A 17997-nucleotide genomic window follows, 5' to 3' on the forward strand; every position below is an offset into this window, starting at 1 on the left:
GCGCCGGATCCTCCCGGTTCCTGTTCATACGGTTTCTTACCTCTTGACCTGAAAGGCAAAACAGGGACATCTTCGGGCGCCTCCAATGCGACTGGTGGAGTTCCGTGATCTTGCGAGCCGCAATCGTCCGTATCCTGGCGTGCCCGCTCATCCCGCCCCAAGCGCTGGCCCCGTCCCTGGTCTTGTGCCTGCTTTCCGGCTGTGCCGCCGGGCCGGACTATGTACCGAGCAGCGCGGCGCAACTGGGGGTGCCGGACCAGTGGTCGGTCACCGCCCCGCCCGGCGGTGAGGATCTGACCGCCTGGTGGCGCAAGTTCGACGATCCCGTACTCACCCAGCTGGTGGAGCAGGCTGCCGGTGCCAACCTCGATCTGGCACAGGCGCAGGCCCGCTTGCGGCAGGCGCGCGAGGCGCTGGTCATCAGCCGCGCGGCCCTGCTGCCGTCGCTGTCGGGCTCGGGCAGTGTCAACCGCACCGAAACGCTGAAAGGCGGCGGCACCACGCTGACCTTGCCGGACGGCACCGTCACCACCACCGGAGGCGGCGGCAGCACCAGCTTCACCCTCGGGCTCGATGCCAGTTACCAGCTTGACCTGTTCGGCGGCAATCGCCGCGCGGTGGAGGCGAGCAGGGCGCAGTTCGAAGGCGCCGGTTTCGACTATGCGGCCACGCTGCTGACGGTGGAAAGCGAACTTGCGCGCAACTACGTGCTGGCGCGGGGCTATCAGGCGCAGATCGCCAACGCCCGGGCCAGCCTCGCGATCCAGGACGAGAACCTCGAGATCGCCCGCTGGCGGGTGATGGCAGGGCTGGTCTCCTCGCTCGACGAGCAGCAGGCGCGCTCCAGCCGGGCGCAGGCGGCGGCGGCGATCCCGTCGCTGGAGCAGCAATACAACGCCGCCGTCTCGCGCATCGGCGTGCTCACCGGGCAGGCGCCGGGCGCGGTGAAGCCGCTGCTGGAAACGGTTCGGCGGATCCCGCGCGGGCCGGACATGGTGGGGCCGGACGGGGTTGGCGTCGGCATTCCCGCCAATGTCCTGCGCCAGCGGCCCGACGTGCGTGCGGCCGAGCGCAACCTTGCCGCCACCACCGCGCAGATCGGCGTGGCCAGGGCGCAGCTCTATCCGCAGCTCACCATCTCCGGTAGCCTCGACACCAATGCGCGCAGTTTCAGCGGGCTGTTCGACACGATCACCGGCGGCCTGTTCGGCGGGATCAGCCAGGCGATCTTCAACGGCGGGCGACTGAACGCGCAGGTCCGTTCGAACGAGGCGGCGGCGCAGGGCGCCTTCGCGGCCTACAAGTCCTCGGTGCTGACCGCGCTGGAGGATGTCGAGAATGCCGTGGTTGCGCTGCGGAGTGCCGAAACGCGCGAGAAGGAACTGGCCGAGGCGCTGGATGCGGCCAGCAGTTCGGCGCTGCTGGCGCGCATGCAGTACCGCTCGGGCCTTACCGATTTCACCACCCTCAATACCCAGGAAGCCGCGCTGGTTTCGGCCCGCAACGGGCTGGTGCAGGCCCATGCCGACCGGGCGAACGCCCTGGTGGCGCTTTACGACGCGCTGGGCGGCGGCTGGGACGCGCGGCAGGACTACACCACGCTCGCGGGCCGTCCGGCCGTTGCGCGGCAGGGCACCAAGGCACAGGAAACCGACTGAGCATGGCCGACGAAACCCTCGACGAATTCCTCGGCGCGGACAAGCGGGCGCTGTGGCAGCGCAAATGGGCGGTCTGGACGGCGCTGGCGGTGCTGGTCGTGCTGGCCTTGCTGCTCTCGCAGTGTTTTCGGGGCGCCGAGAAGACGGCCTATGCCACGACCCGGGCCGAGAAGGGGCGTCTGGTGACGACGGTCTCCGCCACCGGCAAGCTGGCGCCGACCAACCAGGTGACGGTCGGCTCGCAGCTTTCCGGCCTCGTGGTCAAGGTGCTGGTCGACGTCAACGACCGGGTGAAGAAAGGGCAGGTTCTGGCCGAGATCGATCCCGAGCAGATCGAGGACCAGATCCGGCAGTACACCGCGCAAGTGAACGCCAATCTGGCGCAAGTGGCGCAGAACAAGGCGACCCTGGCGGAATCGCAGGCGCAGCTGGCGCGGCTGGAGGAAGTCTCGCGGCTGTCGGGCGGCAAGGTGCCGTCGAAGACCGAATTGCAGGCGGGCCGCGCCGACGTCCAGCGCGCGGCGGCGGCGGTGAAGACGGCCGAGGCCAATGTCGCGGCCGCCCGTGCGACGCTGGCGCAGAGCCAGACCCAGCGCTCGCGCGCGCTGATCGTCTCGCCGGTCTCGGGCGTGGTGCTCGCGCGCGAGGTCGATCCGGGCCAGACGGTCGCCTCCTCGTTCAACACGCCGACGCTCTTCGTGATCGCCGAAGACCTCAGCAGCATGAAACTGGAAGTGGCGATCGACGAGGCGGACGTCGGCACGGTGAAGGAAGGGCAGGCGGCGACCTTCACGGTCGATGCCTTCCCCGGCGATTCCTTCCCGGCGAAGATCACGCGCGTGGAAATCGGCTCGAACCTCACGGTATCCTCGGCGACATCGTCGAGCTCGACTGCCACGACCAGCAGTTCCAGCGGGCAGGTGGTGTCCTATGCCGCCGATCTCTCGGTCGCCAATGCCGATTTCCGGCTGCGTCCGGGCATGACCGCGACGGCGGAAATCGTCACCTCGGACAAGACCGGGGTGCTGCTGATCCCCAATGCCGCGCTCTCCTTCACGCCGCAGAGCGCGGGCGCGGGCGGCAAGTCGGGCGGCGTCACCTCGGCGATCGGTTTCCGTCCGCCCCGGCGCGGCGGCGGCGGCGCCAGCAAGAGCGCGACGCTCGAACGCGGCTCGCGGCGCACGATCTACGTGCTGGGTGCCGATGGCACGCCGCAGGCGGTGGAGATCGTGATGGGCTCCAGCAACGGCCAGCAGACCGAAGTGACCGGCGGCTCGCTCCGGCCGGGCATGGAAGTCATCACCGGGCAACTCGCGCCGGGCGGCAGCTGAGAGGCGCGGCGGTGTCCCGGCCGATCATTGCCCTGAGCGGGATCACCAAGGTCTTCGGCACCGGTGAAACCGCGTTCCGGGCGCTCAAGGGGGTCGATCTCGACGTCGCCGCCGGGGACTTCGTGGCGGTGATGGGGCCGTCGGGCTCGGGCAAGTCGACGATGATGAACATCCTGGGCTGCCTCGATGTGGCAAGCGGCGGGCAATACCTGTTCCATGGCCACCACGTGGAGACGCTCGACCGCGACCAGCGTGCCCTGCTGCGCCGCAAGCATCTCGGCTTCGTGTTCCAGGGCTTCAACCTGCTGGCGCGCACGTCGGCGCTGGAGAACGTGGAGCTGCCGCTGCTCTATCGCGGCGATGCCAGGCAGGACCGGCGCAAGATGGCGATGGAGGCGCTGGACCGGGTGGGCCTGGCCGACTGGGCGCACCATACGCCGGGCGAACTGTCCGGCGGGCAGCAGCAGCGCGTCGCGATTGCCCGGGCCATCGTCACCAATCCCGCGGTGCTGCTGGCGGACGAACCCACCGGCAACCTCGACAGCCAGCGTTCGGTGGAGATCATGGAGTTCCTGTCCACGCTCAACCGCAATTCCGGGATCACCGTGCTGATGGTCACGCACGAGCCCGACATGGCCGAATACGCGCGGCGGATCGTCCACTTCAAGGACGGGCTGATCGACCGGATCGAGCAGGGCGCGGCGGCCGAGAGCGGAGTGGCCGGCTGATGCTGGGCACGATCTTCCTGCTCGCGCTGCGCTCGATCCGCCGCCACGTGCTGCGTTCGCTGCTGACGATGCTGGGCATCGTCATCGGCGTGGGCGCGGTGGTCTCGATGGTGACCTTGGGCAAGGCGACGACGGCAGCGGTGACCCAGCAGATCGCGGCGCTGGGCACCAATATCCTTCAGGTCCGCCCCGGTCAGGGCTTCGGGCGCGGCGGCGGCGGCACCACCCCGCGCGATTTCGAACTGGCCGACATCGCCGCGATCCGCCAGCAGGTGGGCGGGGTGACCGCGGCGGCGCCGTCCGTCTCGTCGAGCGCGACGGCGATCTACGAGGGGGCCAACTGGTCCACCACGATCAATGGCACCACTGCGGACTACTTCCGGATCTCGCCCTGGCCCTTGCAGGAAGGGCGGCTGTTCTCGCCGGACGAGGAAAGCGCCGGCAAGGCGGTGTGCATCATCGGCACGACGGTGGCGAAGAACCTGTTCGGCAATGCCGATCCGGTCGGCAGGCGGTTCCGCCTCGGCAATGTCAGCTGCGACGTGATCGCGCTGCTCAGCACCAAGGGGCAGGCCGGGTTCGGCGGCGATCAGGACGATACCGTGATCATGCCGCTCAAGACCGTGCAGCGGCGTTATCTCGGCACCACCACGGTGCGCACGATCCTGGTGGGCATCGACGACCACTATTCCAGCGAGCAGGTGCAATCCACGCTCGCCAACCTGCTGCGCGAACGGCGGCGGATCACCGCGGGCAAGGAAGACGATTTCAACATCTTCGACACCAAGCAGATTTCCGATACGCTGACCCAGACCACCTCGATGCTGACCAGCATCGTTGCGGCGGTTGCGGCGATCAGCCTGGTGGTCGGCGGCATCGGCATCATGAACATCATGCTGGTCTCGGTGACCGAGCGCACGCGCGAGATCGGCATCCGTCTCGCCATCGGCGCGGTGGCGAGCGAGGTGCTGATGCAGTTCCTGGTCGAGGCCATCGTGCTCTCGTGCCTGGGCGGGCTGATCGGGCTGGTGCTGGCGCAGGTCGTGGTGGCCATCGCGGTGCCGCTGATGAACGTGCCGTGGATCTTCGAACCCGCCGTCAACCTCGGTGCCTTTGCGGTTTCGGCGGCGATCGGGGTGATCTTCGGTTATTTCCCGGCCCGCCGCGCGGCGAGCCTCAATCCAATCGACGCGCTTCGGCACGAGTAGCGCAAGGGGCGCGACGAACGGGCGGTACTGGCGGAAAGAAGGGGCGGCTTATGCGTGGATTGATCGTGGGCATGGCGAACGACCAGTCGCTGGCCTGGGGCTGTGCGGAAGTCCTGCGCGAGGCGGGGGCGGAACTTGCCATCACCTACCAGAACGACAAGGCCCGGCGCTTTGTCGAGCCGCTGGCCCAGGAACTCGAGGCGCCGATCTTCACGCCGCTCGACGTTACCGACCCGGCGCAGGTCGAGGCCCTGTTTGCCGAGATCGCCGCGCGTTGGGGCGGGCTCGATTTCCTGCTCCATTCGATCGCCTATGCCCCCAAGGACGACCTGCACGGGCGGGTGGTGGACAGCTCCGCCGAAGGCTTTCGCACCGCGATGGACGTTTCCTGCCATTCGCTGATCCGGCTGGCGCGCCATGCCGAGCCGCTGATGGCGGGCGGCGGATCGATCCTGACGATGAGTTTCTACGGTTCCGAAAAGGTGGTGCCGGGCTACGGCATCATGGGGCCGGTCAAGGCCGCGCTGGAGGCGAGCGTGCGTTATCTCGCTGATGAACTGGGCGCGCAGGGCATTCGCGTCAACGCGCTCTCGACCGGGCCGGTGCGCACGCGGGCGGCCTCGGGTCTCTCGCACCTTGACGAACTGATCCGCCTCGCCTCCGACAAGGCGCCGCTGCACCAGCTGGTGACGGTCGAGCAGATCGGCCAGATGGCGGCGTTCCTGCTGGGCCCGAGGGCGCGCTTCGTGACCGGGCAGACGATCTACGTCGACAGCGGCTACAACGTCGTCGGGGGCTAGGCGGAATGTGTCCGCGCCGCCTGGGGCGTAAGTGCGGCCTTGCCTGCCGCGCCGGACAGGTGTCTGATTGCGAGGTCGAATTTGATAGGAGTGGTGCCGAGATGACGTCCCCGATCCTGGTCGCAACCGATCTTAGCGCGCGGAGCGACCGCGCGGTCGACCGTGCCTTCGAACTGGGGCGCGATCTCGGCCTGGTGGTCGAAGTGGTGCACGTGCGCAAGGACGAGGGGCACGACGGCGTGTCGGATGTCGCCTTGCAGCAACGTGTCCGTGAAATCCTGCCGCCGGGCGGCGCCGCGGCCGACGTGCTGGTCCCCGAAGGCTCGCCGCCGGGCACCATCGCCCGTATCGCCAAAGAGCGCGGGGCGCAGCTGATCGTGGCCGGCGTCGCCCGGTTCAACCAGATTTCGGACTATTTCCTCGGCACCGCGATCGACTACCTGCTGCGCCATGCCGAAGTGCCGGTGCTGGTGGTCAAGCAGCGCCCGCGCGGGCTCTATCGCCGCATTCTTGTGCCGAGCGACTTCTCGCCCGCCTCGAAGCAGGCGATCCTTACCGCCGCGCGGCTCATTCCCGATGCGGCGATCCGGGTCGTGCACGTGTTCCACATCGGTTTCGAAAGCTGGGGCGTGGCCGACCATGTGCGCGAGGAAACGCTAGCCCGCGCGCAAAGCGGCCTCGCCGAATTTCTGGCCTCGGACGACCTGGCGCCCTTTGCCGGACGGATCGAGGGGGTGCTGGCAAGCGGCGAGGCCGAGGCGGCGGTTGGCCGGGCGATCGAGGATTACGACGCCGATCTGGTCGTGCTGGGAACCCAGGGCGGCGGCGCGCTGCGGCAATTGACCGGCGGCAGCCGCGCCAATTCGCTGCTTGCCTGGATCAGGCCGGATACGCTGATGGTACGGCTGCCGGGCTGAGTTTCAGGCCAGTTCCTCGAACCAGCCGAGCTTTCGCATCAGCGCCTTCTCGGCTTCGAGCAGGAAAAACATCGCGGCGCCGATTGCCAGCATCGCCGCGCCGTCGCGGATCGAGAGCGGGGCGGTATCGAACACCGCCTGCAAGGGCGGCGCATAAGTGAAGGCAAGCTGCGCGATGACCGCGCCGCCCACCGCGATCAGCACCGCGCGGGTGCCTTGCAGGCCGGCGTGGCTCAAGGATCGCATGTGCATGTAGCGGACGTTGAACAAGTAGAAGATCTCGGCGATCACCAGCATGTTGACGACCATCGTGCGCGCTTCGCGCAGGCTGTCCCCGGCCCATTGCGCGCCGAAGAACACGGCCAGCAGCACGGCGGCGAACAGCACCGAGACCAGCAGCACCCGCCAGAGCAGGAAGGCCGAGAGCAGCGGCGCATCGCGGCGGCGGGGCGGGCGCGCCATGATCCCCGGTTCCGGCGGTTCGAAGGCGAGGACGAGGCCCAGCGTCACCGTCATCACCAGGTTGATCCAGAGGATCTGCGTGGCGGTCATCGGCAGGGCAAAACCAAGGAGGATGGCCAGGATCACCGCGATGCCCTCGCCGCCGTTGGTCGGCAGGGTCCAGGCGATGACCTTGCGGATATTGTCGTAGACGGTGCGTCCCTCGCGCACGGCAGCGACGATCGAGGCGAAGTTGTCGTCGAGCAGCACCATTTCCGCCGCCTCGCGCGCGGCCTGGGTGCCGGAAAGGCCCATCGCGGTGCCGACGTCGGCCTGCTTGAGCGAGGGCGCGTCGTTCACCCCGTCGCCGGTCATGGCGACGATGGCGCCGCGCGCTTGCTGCGCGCGGACGATGCGCAGCTTGTGTTCGGGGCTGGCGCGGGCAAAGACGGCGGTGCGGGGCACCGCCTCGGCCAGTTCCGCGTCGCTCATCGCCTCGATCTGGGTGCCGGTGAGAGCGCGGGGGGCATCGGCCAGCGCCAGCTGGCGGGCGATGGCGAGCGCGGTTCCGGCATGATCGCCGGTGATCATCCTGACCGCGATCCCGGCGGAGCGGCACTCGGCGATCGCCCGTCGTGCCTCCTCGCGCGGGGGATCGATGAAGCCCATGAGGCCCAGCATCGTTGCCCCTTGCAGCAGGCCGAAATCCAGCTTTTCGGTGGCCGGGGGTAGTTCGCGCATGGCAAAGCCCAGCACCCGCTCGCCTTCGTCGGCGGCGCGCGTCGTGCCCAGTTCCCAGGCCTCGGCATCCTCGCGGCTGGCGCCCAGCGCCAGGACCGCTTCGGGGGCGCCCTTGATGAAGACCAGGCTGCGTCCGGCGGCGTTACGGCATAGCGTTGCCATCAGCCGGTGGCTGGCGTCGAAGGGGATTTCGTCGACGCGGCGCCATTCGCCGCGCAGATGCGCCTCGTCGATCCCGGTCTTGCGGGCGAGGGCGATGAGCGCGCCTTCCATCGGGTCGCCGGTGACGGTCCAGATGCCGTCGGCCTGCCGCAAGTGGGCGTCGTTGCACAGCACGCCGCAGCGCACGATGTCGGCGGCAGTGGCGATGGCGGCGGCATCGTCGCGGCCGCCGCGGCAGGTGATGGCCCCTTCGGGCAGGTAGCCGCTGCCCTCGACCCGCAGTTCGTGCAAGCCGGTCATGACCCGGCTGACCATCATCTCGTTGCGGGTGAGCGTGCCGGTCTTGTCGGTGCAGATCACCGAAGTCGCGCCCAGCGTCTCGACCGCGGGCAGTTTGCGGATCACCGCCTTGCGCGCGGCCATGCGCTGCACGCCGATGGCAAGGGTGATGGTGATGACCGCAGGCAGGCCCTCGGGAATGGCGCCGACCGCCAGCGCCACGACCGCGATCAGCGCATCCACCCAGTCGAAGCCGCGCACCAGCACGGCGAAGGCGAACAGCGCGGCGGCGCCGAGCGAGATCGCCGCGGTCAGCCTGGCGGCGAAGCTGTCGATCTGGCGCAGCAAGGGCGTGGCGAGGCTGGGCACGGACTGGAGCAGGGTGTTTATCCGGCCGATCTCGGTGGCGGTGCCGGTGGCGACAACCACGCCGGTGGCCTGACCGCGCGCGACGAGCGTGCCGGAATAGGCCATGGCCGAACGCTCGGCGAGCGGGGCATCGGCGGCGACCGGGAGCTCGCCTTTTTCGGCGGCGACCGATTCCCCGGTGAGCGCGGCTTCCTCGATCGCGAGGGCGCGCACGCGGATCAGCCGCAGGTCCGCCGGCACCCGGTCTCCGGCATCGAGCATGACCACGTCGCCGGGCACCAGCGTGGCCGCATCGACGCTTTCGCGAAGGCCGCCGCGCACGACATGGGCCTTGTCCGAAATCAGGCTCTCCATGCCGGACAAGGCCTTTTCCGCGCGGCCTTCCTGGATGAAGCCGACCACCGCGTTGACGACCACCACGGCCACGATCACCAGCGCGTCGACCGCGTGTTGAAGCAGCAGCGCGGCCAGGGCCGAGGCCAGCAGGAAATAGATCAGCGCGTTGTGGAACTGCGCCAGGAAACGCAGCAACGGGCTGCGTCCGCGCGGGGCGGGCAGGCTGTTGGGGCCATGGGCCTTCAGCCGCAGCGCGGCTTCGGTTTCGCTGAGGCCCTGCGGCGCGGTATCGAGGAAGGCCAGTGCCTCTGCCGTGGCCAGGGCATGCCAGTCGCGGAGCGGTTCAGTCTGCATCGATCCTCCGGGGCGCGGGGTCGCAATTCGGCGTGTGGCGGCCTTGGCCACGCGGACGTGATGCCGGAGAACAGATCCTCCGGTGGATGTCGTTGTTGCAGCAATTTGATTTAATGTAATGAAATAGATCGGAATTGGAGATACGGCAAGCCAATATGCCCGGTGATCGCAGGCGGCCGTTTCAGGTATTCGGCGGCAGTGTCTATTCGGGTAAACCCGGATGGTAATCCTGCGTTATTCAGGTCACTGCCGGAATTGTCGCGGTATTGTGCGAAAAGGCTGCAGGGGGTCCGATGAAGGCAGGATTGGGGCTGGCGCTTGGTGCGTCGCTGGTGATGGGCGCGGCATGCGGGATGGACCCGGCCCTGGCGCAAGGCGCCAAGGCGACGTCGCCGCCGGAGTTCGCGCGCCGGATCGAGCAGCTGAAGCCCGGTGAATGGGTATGGGCACCCGATGTCGCGCCTGAGGGGCCGGTGCTGGTCTATGTCGACCTCTCCAGGCAGGTGGCGCTGGTCTATCGCAACGGCGTGCGCATCGCGGCCACCACCGTGTCCAGCGGCAAGGATGGCTATGCCACGCCCACCGGCGTCTTCACCATTCTCCAGAAGGATGCCGACCATCGTTCGAGCACCTACAACAACGCGCCGATGCCGTTCCAGCAGCGGCTGACCTGGGACGGGGTGGCGCTCCATGCCGGCGGCCTTCCGGGCTATCCGGAGAGCCATGGCTGCGTGCACTTGCCCTACCAGTTCGCGCGCGAGCTGTTCGCGGTGACAAAGCTGGGCGTGACCGTCGTGGTCGAGGGGGATGCCGCCAGCCACGTGCGGACCAGCGACAACAGCCTGCTCTCGCCCTTCAACGACAAGGGGCAGAAGACCGGACATGTCCCGCTTGCCGGGGGGCAGCAGTACCGCTGGCAGCCCGAGCTGGCGCGTTCCGGCCCGCTCTCGATCATCGTTTCCCGGCTCGACGGGCGGGTCGTGGTGCTGCGCGGCGGCACCGAGATCGGCCGCAGCGTGGTGGAGGTCGACGCGGCCGATCACGGCAGCCACGTCATCACCATGGTCATGCGCGGCGGCCAGCCGCACTGGGTCTATGTCGGCCTGCCGGGGCACACTTCCGAGGACGGGGTGGAAGTGGATGAAGCCGCGCTCAACCGCCTGCGCCTGCCGCGCGGGTTCTACGACAAGCTGAAGACCGCGCTCACGCCGGGGGCGACGATTCTCGTCACCGATTCGCGCGTGGGCGACGCGCCGCTGGAACATCTGACCGTCATCGATGCGGTAAAACCGGCGCCCTGAACCGGGCTTTGGACCGGCGGATACCGTGCATGACCCATCGTGCGGCGAAGGGGGTGTCGAATCGTCCCGCCGCTGGCACAGGTGGTCGATCAACGACGACAGCGGCGATCAGGTGCGGCAACCCTGGTCGCCGCTCTCGATGGAATTCCTCGAACGACCAGGAGGACTTGCTTGAAAATCGCCGTTTTCAGCACGAGGCCCTACGACCGTGAGTTTCTCGATCATGCCAACGAGGCGGCGGGCGGGCGTCATGCCTTTTCGTGGTACGAGGCGCGCCTCAATGCCAACACCGCCAACCTGGCGCGCGGGCATGACTGCGTCTGTGCTTTCGTCAACGACCAGCTTGGCGCCGAAGTGCTGGAGATCCTGGCCGGGCAGGGCACCCGGCTGATCGCGCTGCGCAGCGCCGGCTTCAACAACGTCGACCTGGAAGCGGCGCGGCGGCTGGGTCTCTCGATCGGTCGGGTCCCTGCCTATTCGCCCGACGCCATCGCCGAGCATGCGGTGGCGCTGATCCTTTCGCTCAACCGCAAGATCCACAAGGCCTATGCCCGTGTGCGCGAGGGCAACTTCGCGCTGGAAGGGCTGCTGGGGTTCGATCTCAAGGGCAAGGTCGCAGGGGTGATCGGCACCGGCCGGATCGGCATCAATGTGGCGCGCATCCTCAAGGGGTTCGGCTGCGAGGTGCTGGCCAGCGATCCCTTCGAGACGCCCGAACTGACGCAGATCGGCGGGCGCTACGTCCCGCGCGAGGAGCTGCTGGCGCGCTGCGACATCATCTCGCTGCATTGCCCGCTCACCCCCGATACCCATCACCTGATCGGCCGCGAGGCGATCCGCACGATGAAACCCGGCGTCATGCTCATCAACACCAGTCGCGGCGCGGTGATGGATGCGCGTGCGGTGATCGCCGGACTCAAGAGCGGACGGGTCGGCTACGTCGGGCTCGACGTCTACGAGGAAGAGGAAGACCTGTTCTTCGAGGACTTGTCCGAACAGGTGATCCGCGACGATGTCTTCGTGCGCCTGATGACGTTCCCGAACGTGCTCATCACCGGCCATCAGGGCTTCTTCACGCGCGAGGCGATGACCGCGATCGCCGGGACGACCCTGGCCAATATTGGCGCCTTCGAGGAGACCGGCACGCCGCTCCATCCGGTGCCGGTCGAGCGTCGGGGCTGACCCTTGGCGGCCCTCGCGATCCTGCCGATCGCGCTGCTCGTGGTCCTGATGACGGGGCTGCGCTGGTCGGCCGCGGCAGCCGGATCGCTGGCGGCGGTGATCGCCGCGATCGTGGCGGTGGTGGGTTTCCAGTTCGGCGAGACTCCCGCCGATCTTGCCGGGCCGGTGCTGGAAGCGGGGTTCACCGCCGCGACAATCCTGTGGATCATCTTTCCCGCACTTTCGATCCACGAATACCAGACCCGCATCGGCGCCACGGCCGTGATCGGCGAATGGCTGGCGTCGATTTCGCGCGATCCGGCCGCGACGGCGCTGCTGCTGGGCTGGTTCTTCGCGATGTTCCTCGAAGGCGCCTCGGGTTTCGGCACGCCCATCGCGATTGTCGCGCCGATGCTGGTGGCCCTGGGCGTGCCGCCCGCGCGCGCGGTCCTGGTGGCCTTGCTGGGCCATGTCGCGGGGGTCTCGTTCGGTGCGGTGGGCGCGCCGATGGTGCCGCTGCTCGAGGCCGGTCTGTTCGACGCGCGGCGGCTGAGCCTTGAGATCCTGGTGCTGCATGCCTGCCTTGGCTGGATGTTCGCCCAGCTTGTCGTGACTTATGCCATCGGCGGCGGGGCACAGGGCCTCTTCGCGGGAAGGGCGACGGTCGCGGCCCGGCGCACGGCGCTGATGGCGGCGGTGTGCTTTTTCGCGGCGGCGGCGCTGGTTGCGGCGCTGGCGGGGGCGGAACTCCCGACGCTGGGCGGCGCATTGCTGGGCGGCGGGCTGTTTGCCGCCTGGCTGCGGCGTGGAAGTGGGGGGACGCTGCGATCGGGGCCGGCCGGACGCGAGGTTGTCATCGCCGGCTTGCCCTATGTCGTGCTGGTGGCGCTCATCCTGGTGAGCCGTCTGGTGCCGCCCTTGCAGGCCGCCTTGCGGACGTGCCGCATCGAATGGAGCTATGGTCACGGTTTTGGCGAGGTGATGCTGCCGCTCTATCATCCCGGCACGATGCTGTTGCTGGCGTTCCTCTGCACGGCGCTGGCCCACCGCGCCGCGCCAAGGCAGGTCGGTGCATCGATGCTGGCGGCGCTGCGGCGGCTGCCGCAAGTCGGAATTGCGCTTGTAGCGGTGCTGACGCTGGCGCGCTTCATGGTTCACGGCGGCATGATCGATGCGCTTGCAGTGGGCGCGACCACGCTGTTCGGGCGGGCCTGGCCACTGGCGGTGCCGCTGGTGGGGGCGCTGGGGTCGTTCGTCACCGGGTCGGGAACGGCCTCGAACATCATCTTCGCCAATTTCCAGATTGCCGCTGCCGACGCGGTGCGGCTGCCGCACGGCCTGGCGCTTGCGGGGCAGAGCGTGGGCGCGGCGGTGGGCAACATCATGGCCCCGCACAACATCGTCGCCGGGACCGCGACGGTCGGACTGGTCGGGCGGGAGGGGGAGACACTGGCGCGCACGGTGCCGGTCTGCCTTGCCTACGTGGCGCTGGCCGGGGGGCTGGTGTTCACGGTGCAGGCGTTGCTGCCCTAGGTCATAGACGTATAAACGGCCGCCGCTGAGGGCAACCCCTGCGGCCGTGGCTGCGCGGAATTTGCCGATGCCGTCCGGATCACCGATTTTTCGTTTTCCCAAGTCATTTGATGAATTTATCGATCCTGCATTTGTACCTGTTGCCGAGCGTGGTGTGGCAATTTTGGCCGAATTGTCCGAGCCGAGGCAATTTCGAGTGCATGATTGTGCAACGTCTATTGAACGACTTGTCGCAGCAATGTAACATTTTCGGGCGAAAGCGATCTCGGATCGAATTCGTCTTTCGCCGGATGGGGCCGTGCCGACAGGCTTGGTCCCCGCCGTCCGAAATGGGAGTGTGCCGTGAAGTCCTGAAGCGTCGGGGTCGTTCACGTCACCGATTTTCCGCCTCCTGTCCCAAGTCACCACCGAGCGCGTCGGGAGGCGGAAAATACCCGTCTGTGGGCCGGTTATGCTGCGCGCAGCATGGTCATTGGTTTTGCTGCGAACAATGATCGGAAATTCGCATCGGCTGCGGGAATCGGCGCCCTTGAACGCGCGGGGGAATCTGGCACTCTGCACGGCGTCCGCAGGCGCTTCCGGGAGCTAACCCATGGTATGGGTTCTCAGGATTTCCGAGGGTCTTTATCCAGGTCGAGACAGTTCCTGTCGGCGGCGTCGCGGCTGTCGGCCTGGACGGGCCTGCGTCCCTTACGCGCAACACCCGAAAGACCCGCCTGGCGGGTGAGTTTCCCCCAATCGCCCGGCCCCATGACTTTCAATGGCCGGGACGCGGATCACAAGAGGAGAGAATCCATGGACGCGAAGACCAGTGGTTGCCCGATGCACGGCGAACCCGTGCGATCGCTGCTCGGGCGCACCAACCGGGACTGGTGGCCCAACCAGCTGCGGCTCGACATCCTCCAGCAGGGCGGCACCAGCCCCAGCCCGATGGACCCCGATTTCGATTACGGCGAGGCGTTCCAGTCGCTCGACCTTGCGGCGGTGAAGGCGGACCTCACCGCGCTGATGACCGACAGCCAGCCCTGGTGGCCGGCCGACTACGGGCACTACGGACCCTTCTTCATCCGCATGGCCTGGCACAGCGCGGGCACATATCGCATCGGTGACGGGCGCGGCGGCGGCGGTGCCGGCGACCAGCGCTTCGCGCCGCTCAACTCCTGGCCGGACAACGCCAATCTCGACAAGGCGCGCCGCCTGCTCTGGCCGATCAAGCAGAAGTACGGCGCCAGCCTGTCCTGGGCGGACCTGCTGATCCTCACCGGCAACGTGGCGTTCGAATCGATGGGCGCGCCGGTGCTCGGCTTTGGCGGCGGGCGCGAGGATATCTATTCGCCCGAGATCGACGTCTACTGGGGCACCGAGGAGCACTGGGTCGGGCAGGGCGCCGAAACGCGCATCCAGCCGGACAAGGACATCGCGCTCGAAAACCCGCTGGCGGCAATCCAGATGGGCCTGATCTACGTCAACCCGGAAGGCCCCGGCGGCAATCCCGATCCGCTCGGCTCGGCGCGCGACGTGCGCGAGACGTTTGCCCGCATGGGCATGGACGATGTCGAGACGGCGGCGCTCACCGTCGGCGGGCATACTTTCGGCAAGTGCCACGGCGCGGGCGATGCGGCGCTGGTCGGCGCCGAGCCGGAAGGCGCGGACATTGCGCTGCAGGGCCTCGGCTGGGCGAGCGGACATGAGAGCGGCTTCGGCGATCACACGATCACCTCCGGCATCGAGGGTGCCTGGACGCCCACGCCCACCCGCTGGGACATGAGCTACCTGCACATGCTGCTCGATTACGACTACGAACTGGTGCATAGCCCGGCCGGCGCACAGCAGTGGCAGCCGATCGGCCAGAAGCCCGAGGACATGGCCCCCGGTGCGCACAGCCCCGAACGGCGCGTGCCGACGCTGATGACCACGGCGGACATGGCCTTCAAGGAAGACCCGGAATACCGCAAGATCCTCGAACGCTTCCGCGCCGAACCGGCGTGGTTCGAGGACCAGTTCGCCAAGGCCTGGTTCAAGCTCTGCCACCGCGACATGGGGCCCAAGGCGCGTTACCTCGGCAGCGAGGTTCCGGCGGAGGACTTCCTCTGGCAGGACCCGCTGCCCGGCGCGCAAGGTCCGGCAATCGGCGCTGCGGACGTGGCCGCGCTGAAGCAGAGGATCGCCGCTTCGGGGCTTACCGTGGCCGAACTGGTGGCAACCGCATGGGCTTCGGCGGTCACCTTCCGCCAGTCGGACTACCGCGGCGGTGCCAATGGCGCGCGTATCCGCCTGGCGCCGCAGAAGGACTGGGAGGTCAACGAACCGGCCCGGCTCGCCAGGGTTCTGGGCGTCTACGAGGAGATCAGGGCCGGGTTCGGCGGGGCCGTGTCGATGGCCGACCTCATCGTGCTCGGCGGCAGCGTCGGCATCGAGAAGGCGGCGGCGGATGCGGGGAGCGCGGTTGAAGTGCCGTTCACTCCGGGCCGCGTCGATGCCTCGCAGGAGCAGACCGACGAGCATGGCTTTGCCGTGCTGGAGCCGCGCGCGGACGGTTTCCGCAATTACCTCCAGGTGCCCTACAACGTGCCGACCGAGGAGCTGCTGCTCGACCGTGCGCAGCTGCTGGGCCTCAGCGCCCCGCAGATGACGGTGCTGGTGGGCGGCCTGCGGGTGCTGGGCGCAAACTTCGGCGGCTCGAAGGACGGCGTCCTTACCGCGCGCGAAGGCCAGCTCACCAACGACTTCTTCGTCAACCTGCTCGACATGAATACCGCCTGGAAGCAGGTCGACGACGAGGCGGACGAGAAGTTCGTCGGCTCCGACCGGGCCAGCGGGCAGCCGAAGTGGACGGCAACCCGGACCGACCTGGTGTTCGGCTCCAATTCACAGCTTCGCGCGCTCAGCGAAGTCTATGCGGCGGCGGACGCGGGCGGGAAGTTCGTGCGCGACTTCGTGGCCGCGTGGGTGAAGGTGATGAACGCCGATCGCTTCGACCTCGCGTAGAGCGCGCCAGGCCGAAGCCGGGAAGGGCGGGGGCGCGTGTTCTCCCGCCCGTTTTCCCGTGCTCCGGCGGGATCTACCGAAGCGCATATAAAGATATCTTTATATTTGCGTCGGGCAAAGCGAACGGGTAGGGACGGCACCATTGCGGCGCCCTACGCCATTCCGGCGCAGGGGCCGTAGAGCAAACACTTCCAGGAGTTCGCGCCCGTGGCCACGACCACCGCCCCCGACTACGCCATCGCCGATATCTCGCTCGCCGACTTCGGCCGCACCGAGATCGCCATCGCCGAAACCGAAATGCCCGGCCTGATGGCGCTGCGCGAGGAATACGGCGCTGCCCAGCCGCTCAAGGGTGCGCGCATCACCGGCTCGCTGCACATGACGATCCAGACCGCCGTGCTGATCGAGACGCTGGTCGCGCTCGGCGCCGAAGTGCGCTGGGCCACCTGCAACATCTTCTCGACGCAGGACCATGCCGCCGCCGCCATCGCCGCGCAGGACATCCCCGTCTACGCCATCAAGGGCGAAAGCCTGGCCGAATACTGGGACTACGTCGGCCGCATCTTCGACTGGTCGAGCGAGGGCAACCCCGACCTCACCTGCAACATGATCCTCGACGACGGCGGCGATGCCACCATGTTTGCGCTCTGGGGCGCCCGCGTCGAAGCCGGTGAACCGCTGTTCGAACCCTCGAACGCCGAGGAAATCGAGTTCGTGCGCGCGCTCAACGCCTTCCTCAAGGCCAAGCCGGGTTACCTCTCGCGCACCGTCAACGCCATCAAGGGCGTCTCGGAAGAGACCACCACCGGCGTGCACCGCCTCTACCACCTCGCCAAGGACGGCAAGCTGCCGTTCCCCGCGATCAACGTGAACGATTCGGTCACCAAGTCGAAGTTCGACAACCTCTACGGCTGCAAGGAATCGCTGGTCGACGCGATCCGCCGCGCCACCGACGTGATGCTGGCCGGCAAGGTCGCCTGCGTTGCCGGTTTCGGCGACGTCGGCAAGGGCTCGGCCGCGTCGCTGCGCAACGGCGGCGCCCGCGTGATGGTCACCGAGATCGACCCGATCTGCGCCCTTCAGGCCGCCATGGAAGGCTATGAAGTCGTCACCATGGAAGACGCCGTGAAGCGCTGCGACATCTTCGTCACCGCCACCGGCAACGAAGCCGTCATCACCGGCGAGCACATGGAGCAGATGAAGGACAAGGCCATCGTCTGCAACATTGGCCACTTCGACAGCGAGATCCAGATCTCGGCGCTCGACAACTACGACTGGAAGGAAGTGAAGGCCGGTACCGACCTCGTCACCTTCCCGGACGGCAAGCAGATCATCGTGCTCGCCAAGGGCCGTCTGGTGAACCTGGGCTGCGCCACCGGCCACCCCAGCTTCGTGATGTCGGCAAGCTTCACCAACCAGACGCTCGCGCAGATCGAACTGTTCACCAAGAACGAGCAGTACGAGAACCGCGTCTACGTGCTGCCCAAGCACCTCGACGAGAAGGTCGCCGCGCTGCACCTCGAAAAGCTGGGCGTGAAGCTCACCAAGCTTTCGAAGAAGCAGGCCGACTACATCGGCGTGCCGGAAGTGGGCCCGTTCAAGGCGGACCACTACCGCTACTGATTTGTTTGGTCGGGAATGCCCCTCCGGGCATTCCCGATGCGGCACCGGCCCACTCCCCCACCCGACC

Annotated in this window: 12 protein-coding genes; 11 read left to right on the forward strand and 1 reads right to left on the reverse strand. The window is 67.8% G+C overall.

The genetic code is table 11. The annotated features are described in order from the left end of the window. Positions 1-149: 149 nt before the first annotated feature. From DM450_RS05150 to DM450_RS05175, 6 genes are all read left to right on the forward strand, one after another. A complete protein-coding gene (locus tag DM450_RS05150; protein ID WP_409529361.1) occupies positions 150-1658 on the forward strand; it encodes an efflux transporter outer membrane subunit in 1509 nt (502 codons plus the stop codon). 2 nt (positions 1659-1660) lie between these two features. Continuing rightward, positions 1661-2989 (forward strand): efflux RND transporter periplasmic adaptor subunit, encoded by a 1329-nt coding sequence (locus DM450_RS05155; protein WP_142633005.1) that lies wholly within the window; start codon positions 1661-1663, stop codon positions 2987-2989. An 11-nt stretch (positions 2990-3000) separates the two neighbouring features. Further along, positions 3001-3717: an ABC transporter ATP-binding protein gene (locus tag DM450_RS05160; protein WP_142633007.1), complete on the forward strand. Its 717-nt coding sequence runs from the start codon at positions 3001-3003 to the stop codon at positions 3715-3717. Then, positions 3717-4925 carry an ABC transporter permease gene (locus DM450_RS05165; protein WP_142633009.1) on the forward strand — a complete coding sequence of 403 codons (1209 nt, stop codon included), beginning with the start codon at positions 3717-3719 and terminating at the stop codon, positions 4923-4925. Before DM450_RS05160 ends, DM450_RS05165 begins: the two co-directional genes overlap by 1 nt. A 50-nt stretch (positions 4926-4975) precedes the next feature. After that, a complete protein-coding gene (fabI, locus tag DM450_RS05170; RefSeq protein WP_142633011.1) occupies positions 4976-5725 on the forward strand; it encodes an enoyl-ACP reductase FabI in 750 nt (249 codons plus the stop codon). A 101-nt stretch (positions 5726-5826) separates the two neighbouring features. After that, positions 5827-6642: a universal stress protein gene (locus DM450_RS05175; protein WP_185928714.1), complete on the forward strand. Its 816-nt coding sequence runs from the start codon at positions 5827-5829 to the stop codon at positions 6640-6642. 3 nt (positions 6643-6645) lie between these two features. Here DM450_RS05175 and DM450_RS05180 read toward each other — a convergent pair whose 3' ends face one another. Then, a complete protein-coding gene (locus tag DM450_RS05180; protein WP_142633015.1) occupies positions 6646-9324 on the reverse strand; it encodes an HAD-IC family P-type ATPase in 2679 nt (892 codons plus the stop codon). A gap of 293 nt (positions 9325-9617) precedes the next feature. Here DM450_RS05180 and DM450_RS05185 point away from each other — a divergent pair, with 293 nt between their 5' ends. The 5 genes from DM450_RS05185 (at position 9618) to ahcY (ending at position 17930) form a co-directional block, all read left to right on the forward strand. After that, positions 9618-10625, forward strand: a complete 1008-nt coding sequence (locus tag DM450_RS05185; RefSeq protein ID WP_142633017.1) for a L,D-transpeptidase — start codon at positions 9618-9620, stop codon at positions 10623-10625. A 171-nt stretch (positions 10626-10796) separates the two neighbouring features. Next, positions 10797-11807 carry a 2-hydroxyacid dehydrogenase gene (locus tag DM450_RS05190; protein ID WP_142633019.1) on the forward strand — a complete coding sequence of 337 codons (1011 nt, stop codon included), beginning with the start codon at positions 10797-10799 and terminating at the stop codon, positions 11805-11807. A 3-nt stretch (positions 11808-11810) separates the two neighbouring features. Further along, positions 11811-13319 (forward strand): L-lactate permease, encoded by a 1509-nt coding sequence (locus DM450_RS05195; RefSeq protein ID WP_142633021.1) that lies wholly within the window; start codon positions 11811-11813, stop codon positions 13317-13319. Positions 13320-14114: 795 nt separating this feature from the next. Next, a complete protein-coding gene (gene katG, locus DM450_RS05200; protein ID WP_142633023.1) occupies positions 14115-16307 on the forward strand; it encodes a catalase/peroxidase HPI in 2193 nt (730 codons plus the stop codon). A 207-nt stretch (positions 16308-16514) separates the two neighbouring features. Next, entirely contained in the window at positions 16515-17930 is a 1416-nt protein-coding gene (ahcY, locus tag DM450_RS05205) for an adenosylhomocysteinase (protein ID WP_142633024.1), read from the forward strand. The last annotated feature ends 67 nt before the right edge of the window (positions 17931-17997 follow it).

The sequence above is a fragment of the Sphingomonas sp. IC081 genome (assembly GCF_006874585.1).
Classification (GTDB): domain Bacteria; phylum Pseudomonadota; class Alphaproteobacteria; order Sphingomonadales; family Sphingomonadaceae; genus Novosphingobium.

Excerpts from the sequence above, each read along its gene's own strand:
- DM450_RS05185 (WP_142633017.1), top strand. The coding sequence starts at position 9,618 with ATGAAGGCAGGATTGGGGCTGGCGCTTGGTGCGTCGCTGGTGATGGGC.
- DM450_RS05175 (WP_185928714.1), top strand. The coding sequence starts at position 5,827 with ATGACGTCCCCGATCCTGGTCGCAACCGATCTTAGCGCGCGGAGCGAC.
- DM450_RS05165 (WP_142633009.1), top strand. The coding sequence starts at position 3,717 with ATGCTGGGCACGATCTTCCTGCTCGCGCTGCGCTCGATCCGCCGCCAC.
- fabI (WP_142633011.1), top strand. The coding sequence starts at position 4,976 with ATGCGTGGATTGATCGTGGGCATGGCGAACGACCAGTCGCTGGCCTGG.
- DM450_RS05180 (WP_142633015.1), bottom strand. The coding sequence starts at position 9,324 with ATGCAGACTGAACCGCTCCGCGACTGGCATGCCCTGGCCACGGCAGAG.
- katG (WP_142633023.1), top strand. The coding sequence starts at position 14,115 with ATGGACGCGAAGACCAGTGGTTGCCCGATGCACGGCGAACCCGTGCGA.
- DM450_RS05155 (WP_142633005.1), top strand. The coding sequence starts at position 1,661 with ATGGCCGACGAAACCCTCGACGAATTCCTCGGCGCGGACAAGCGGGCG.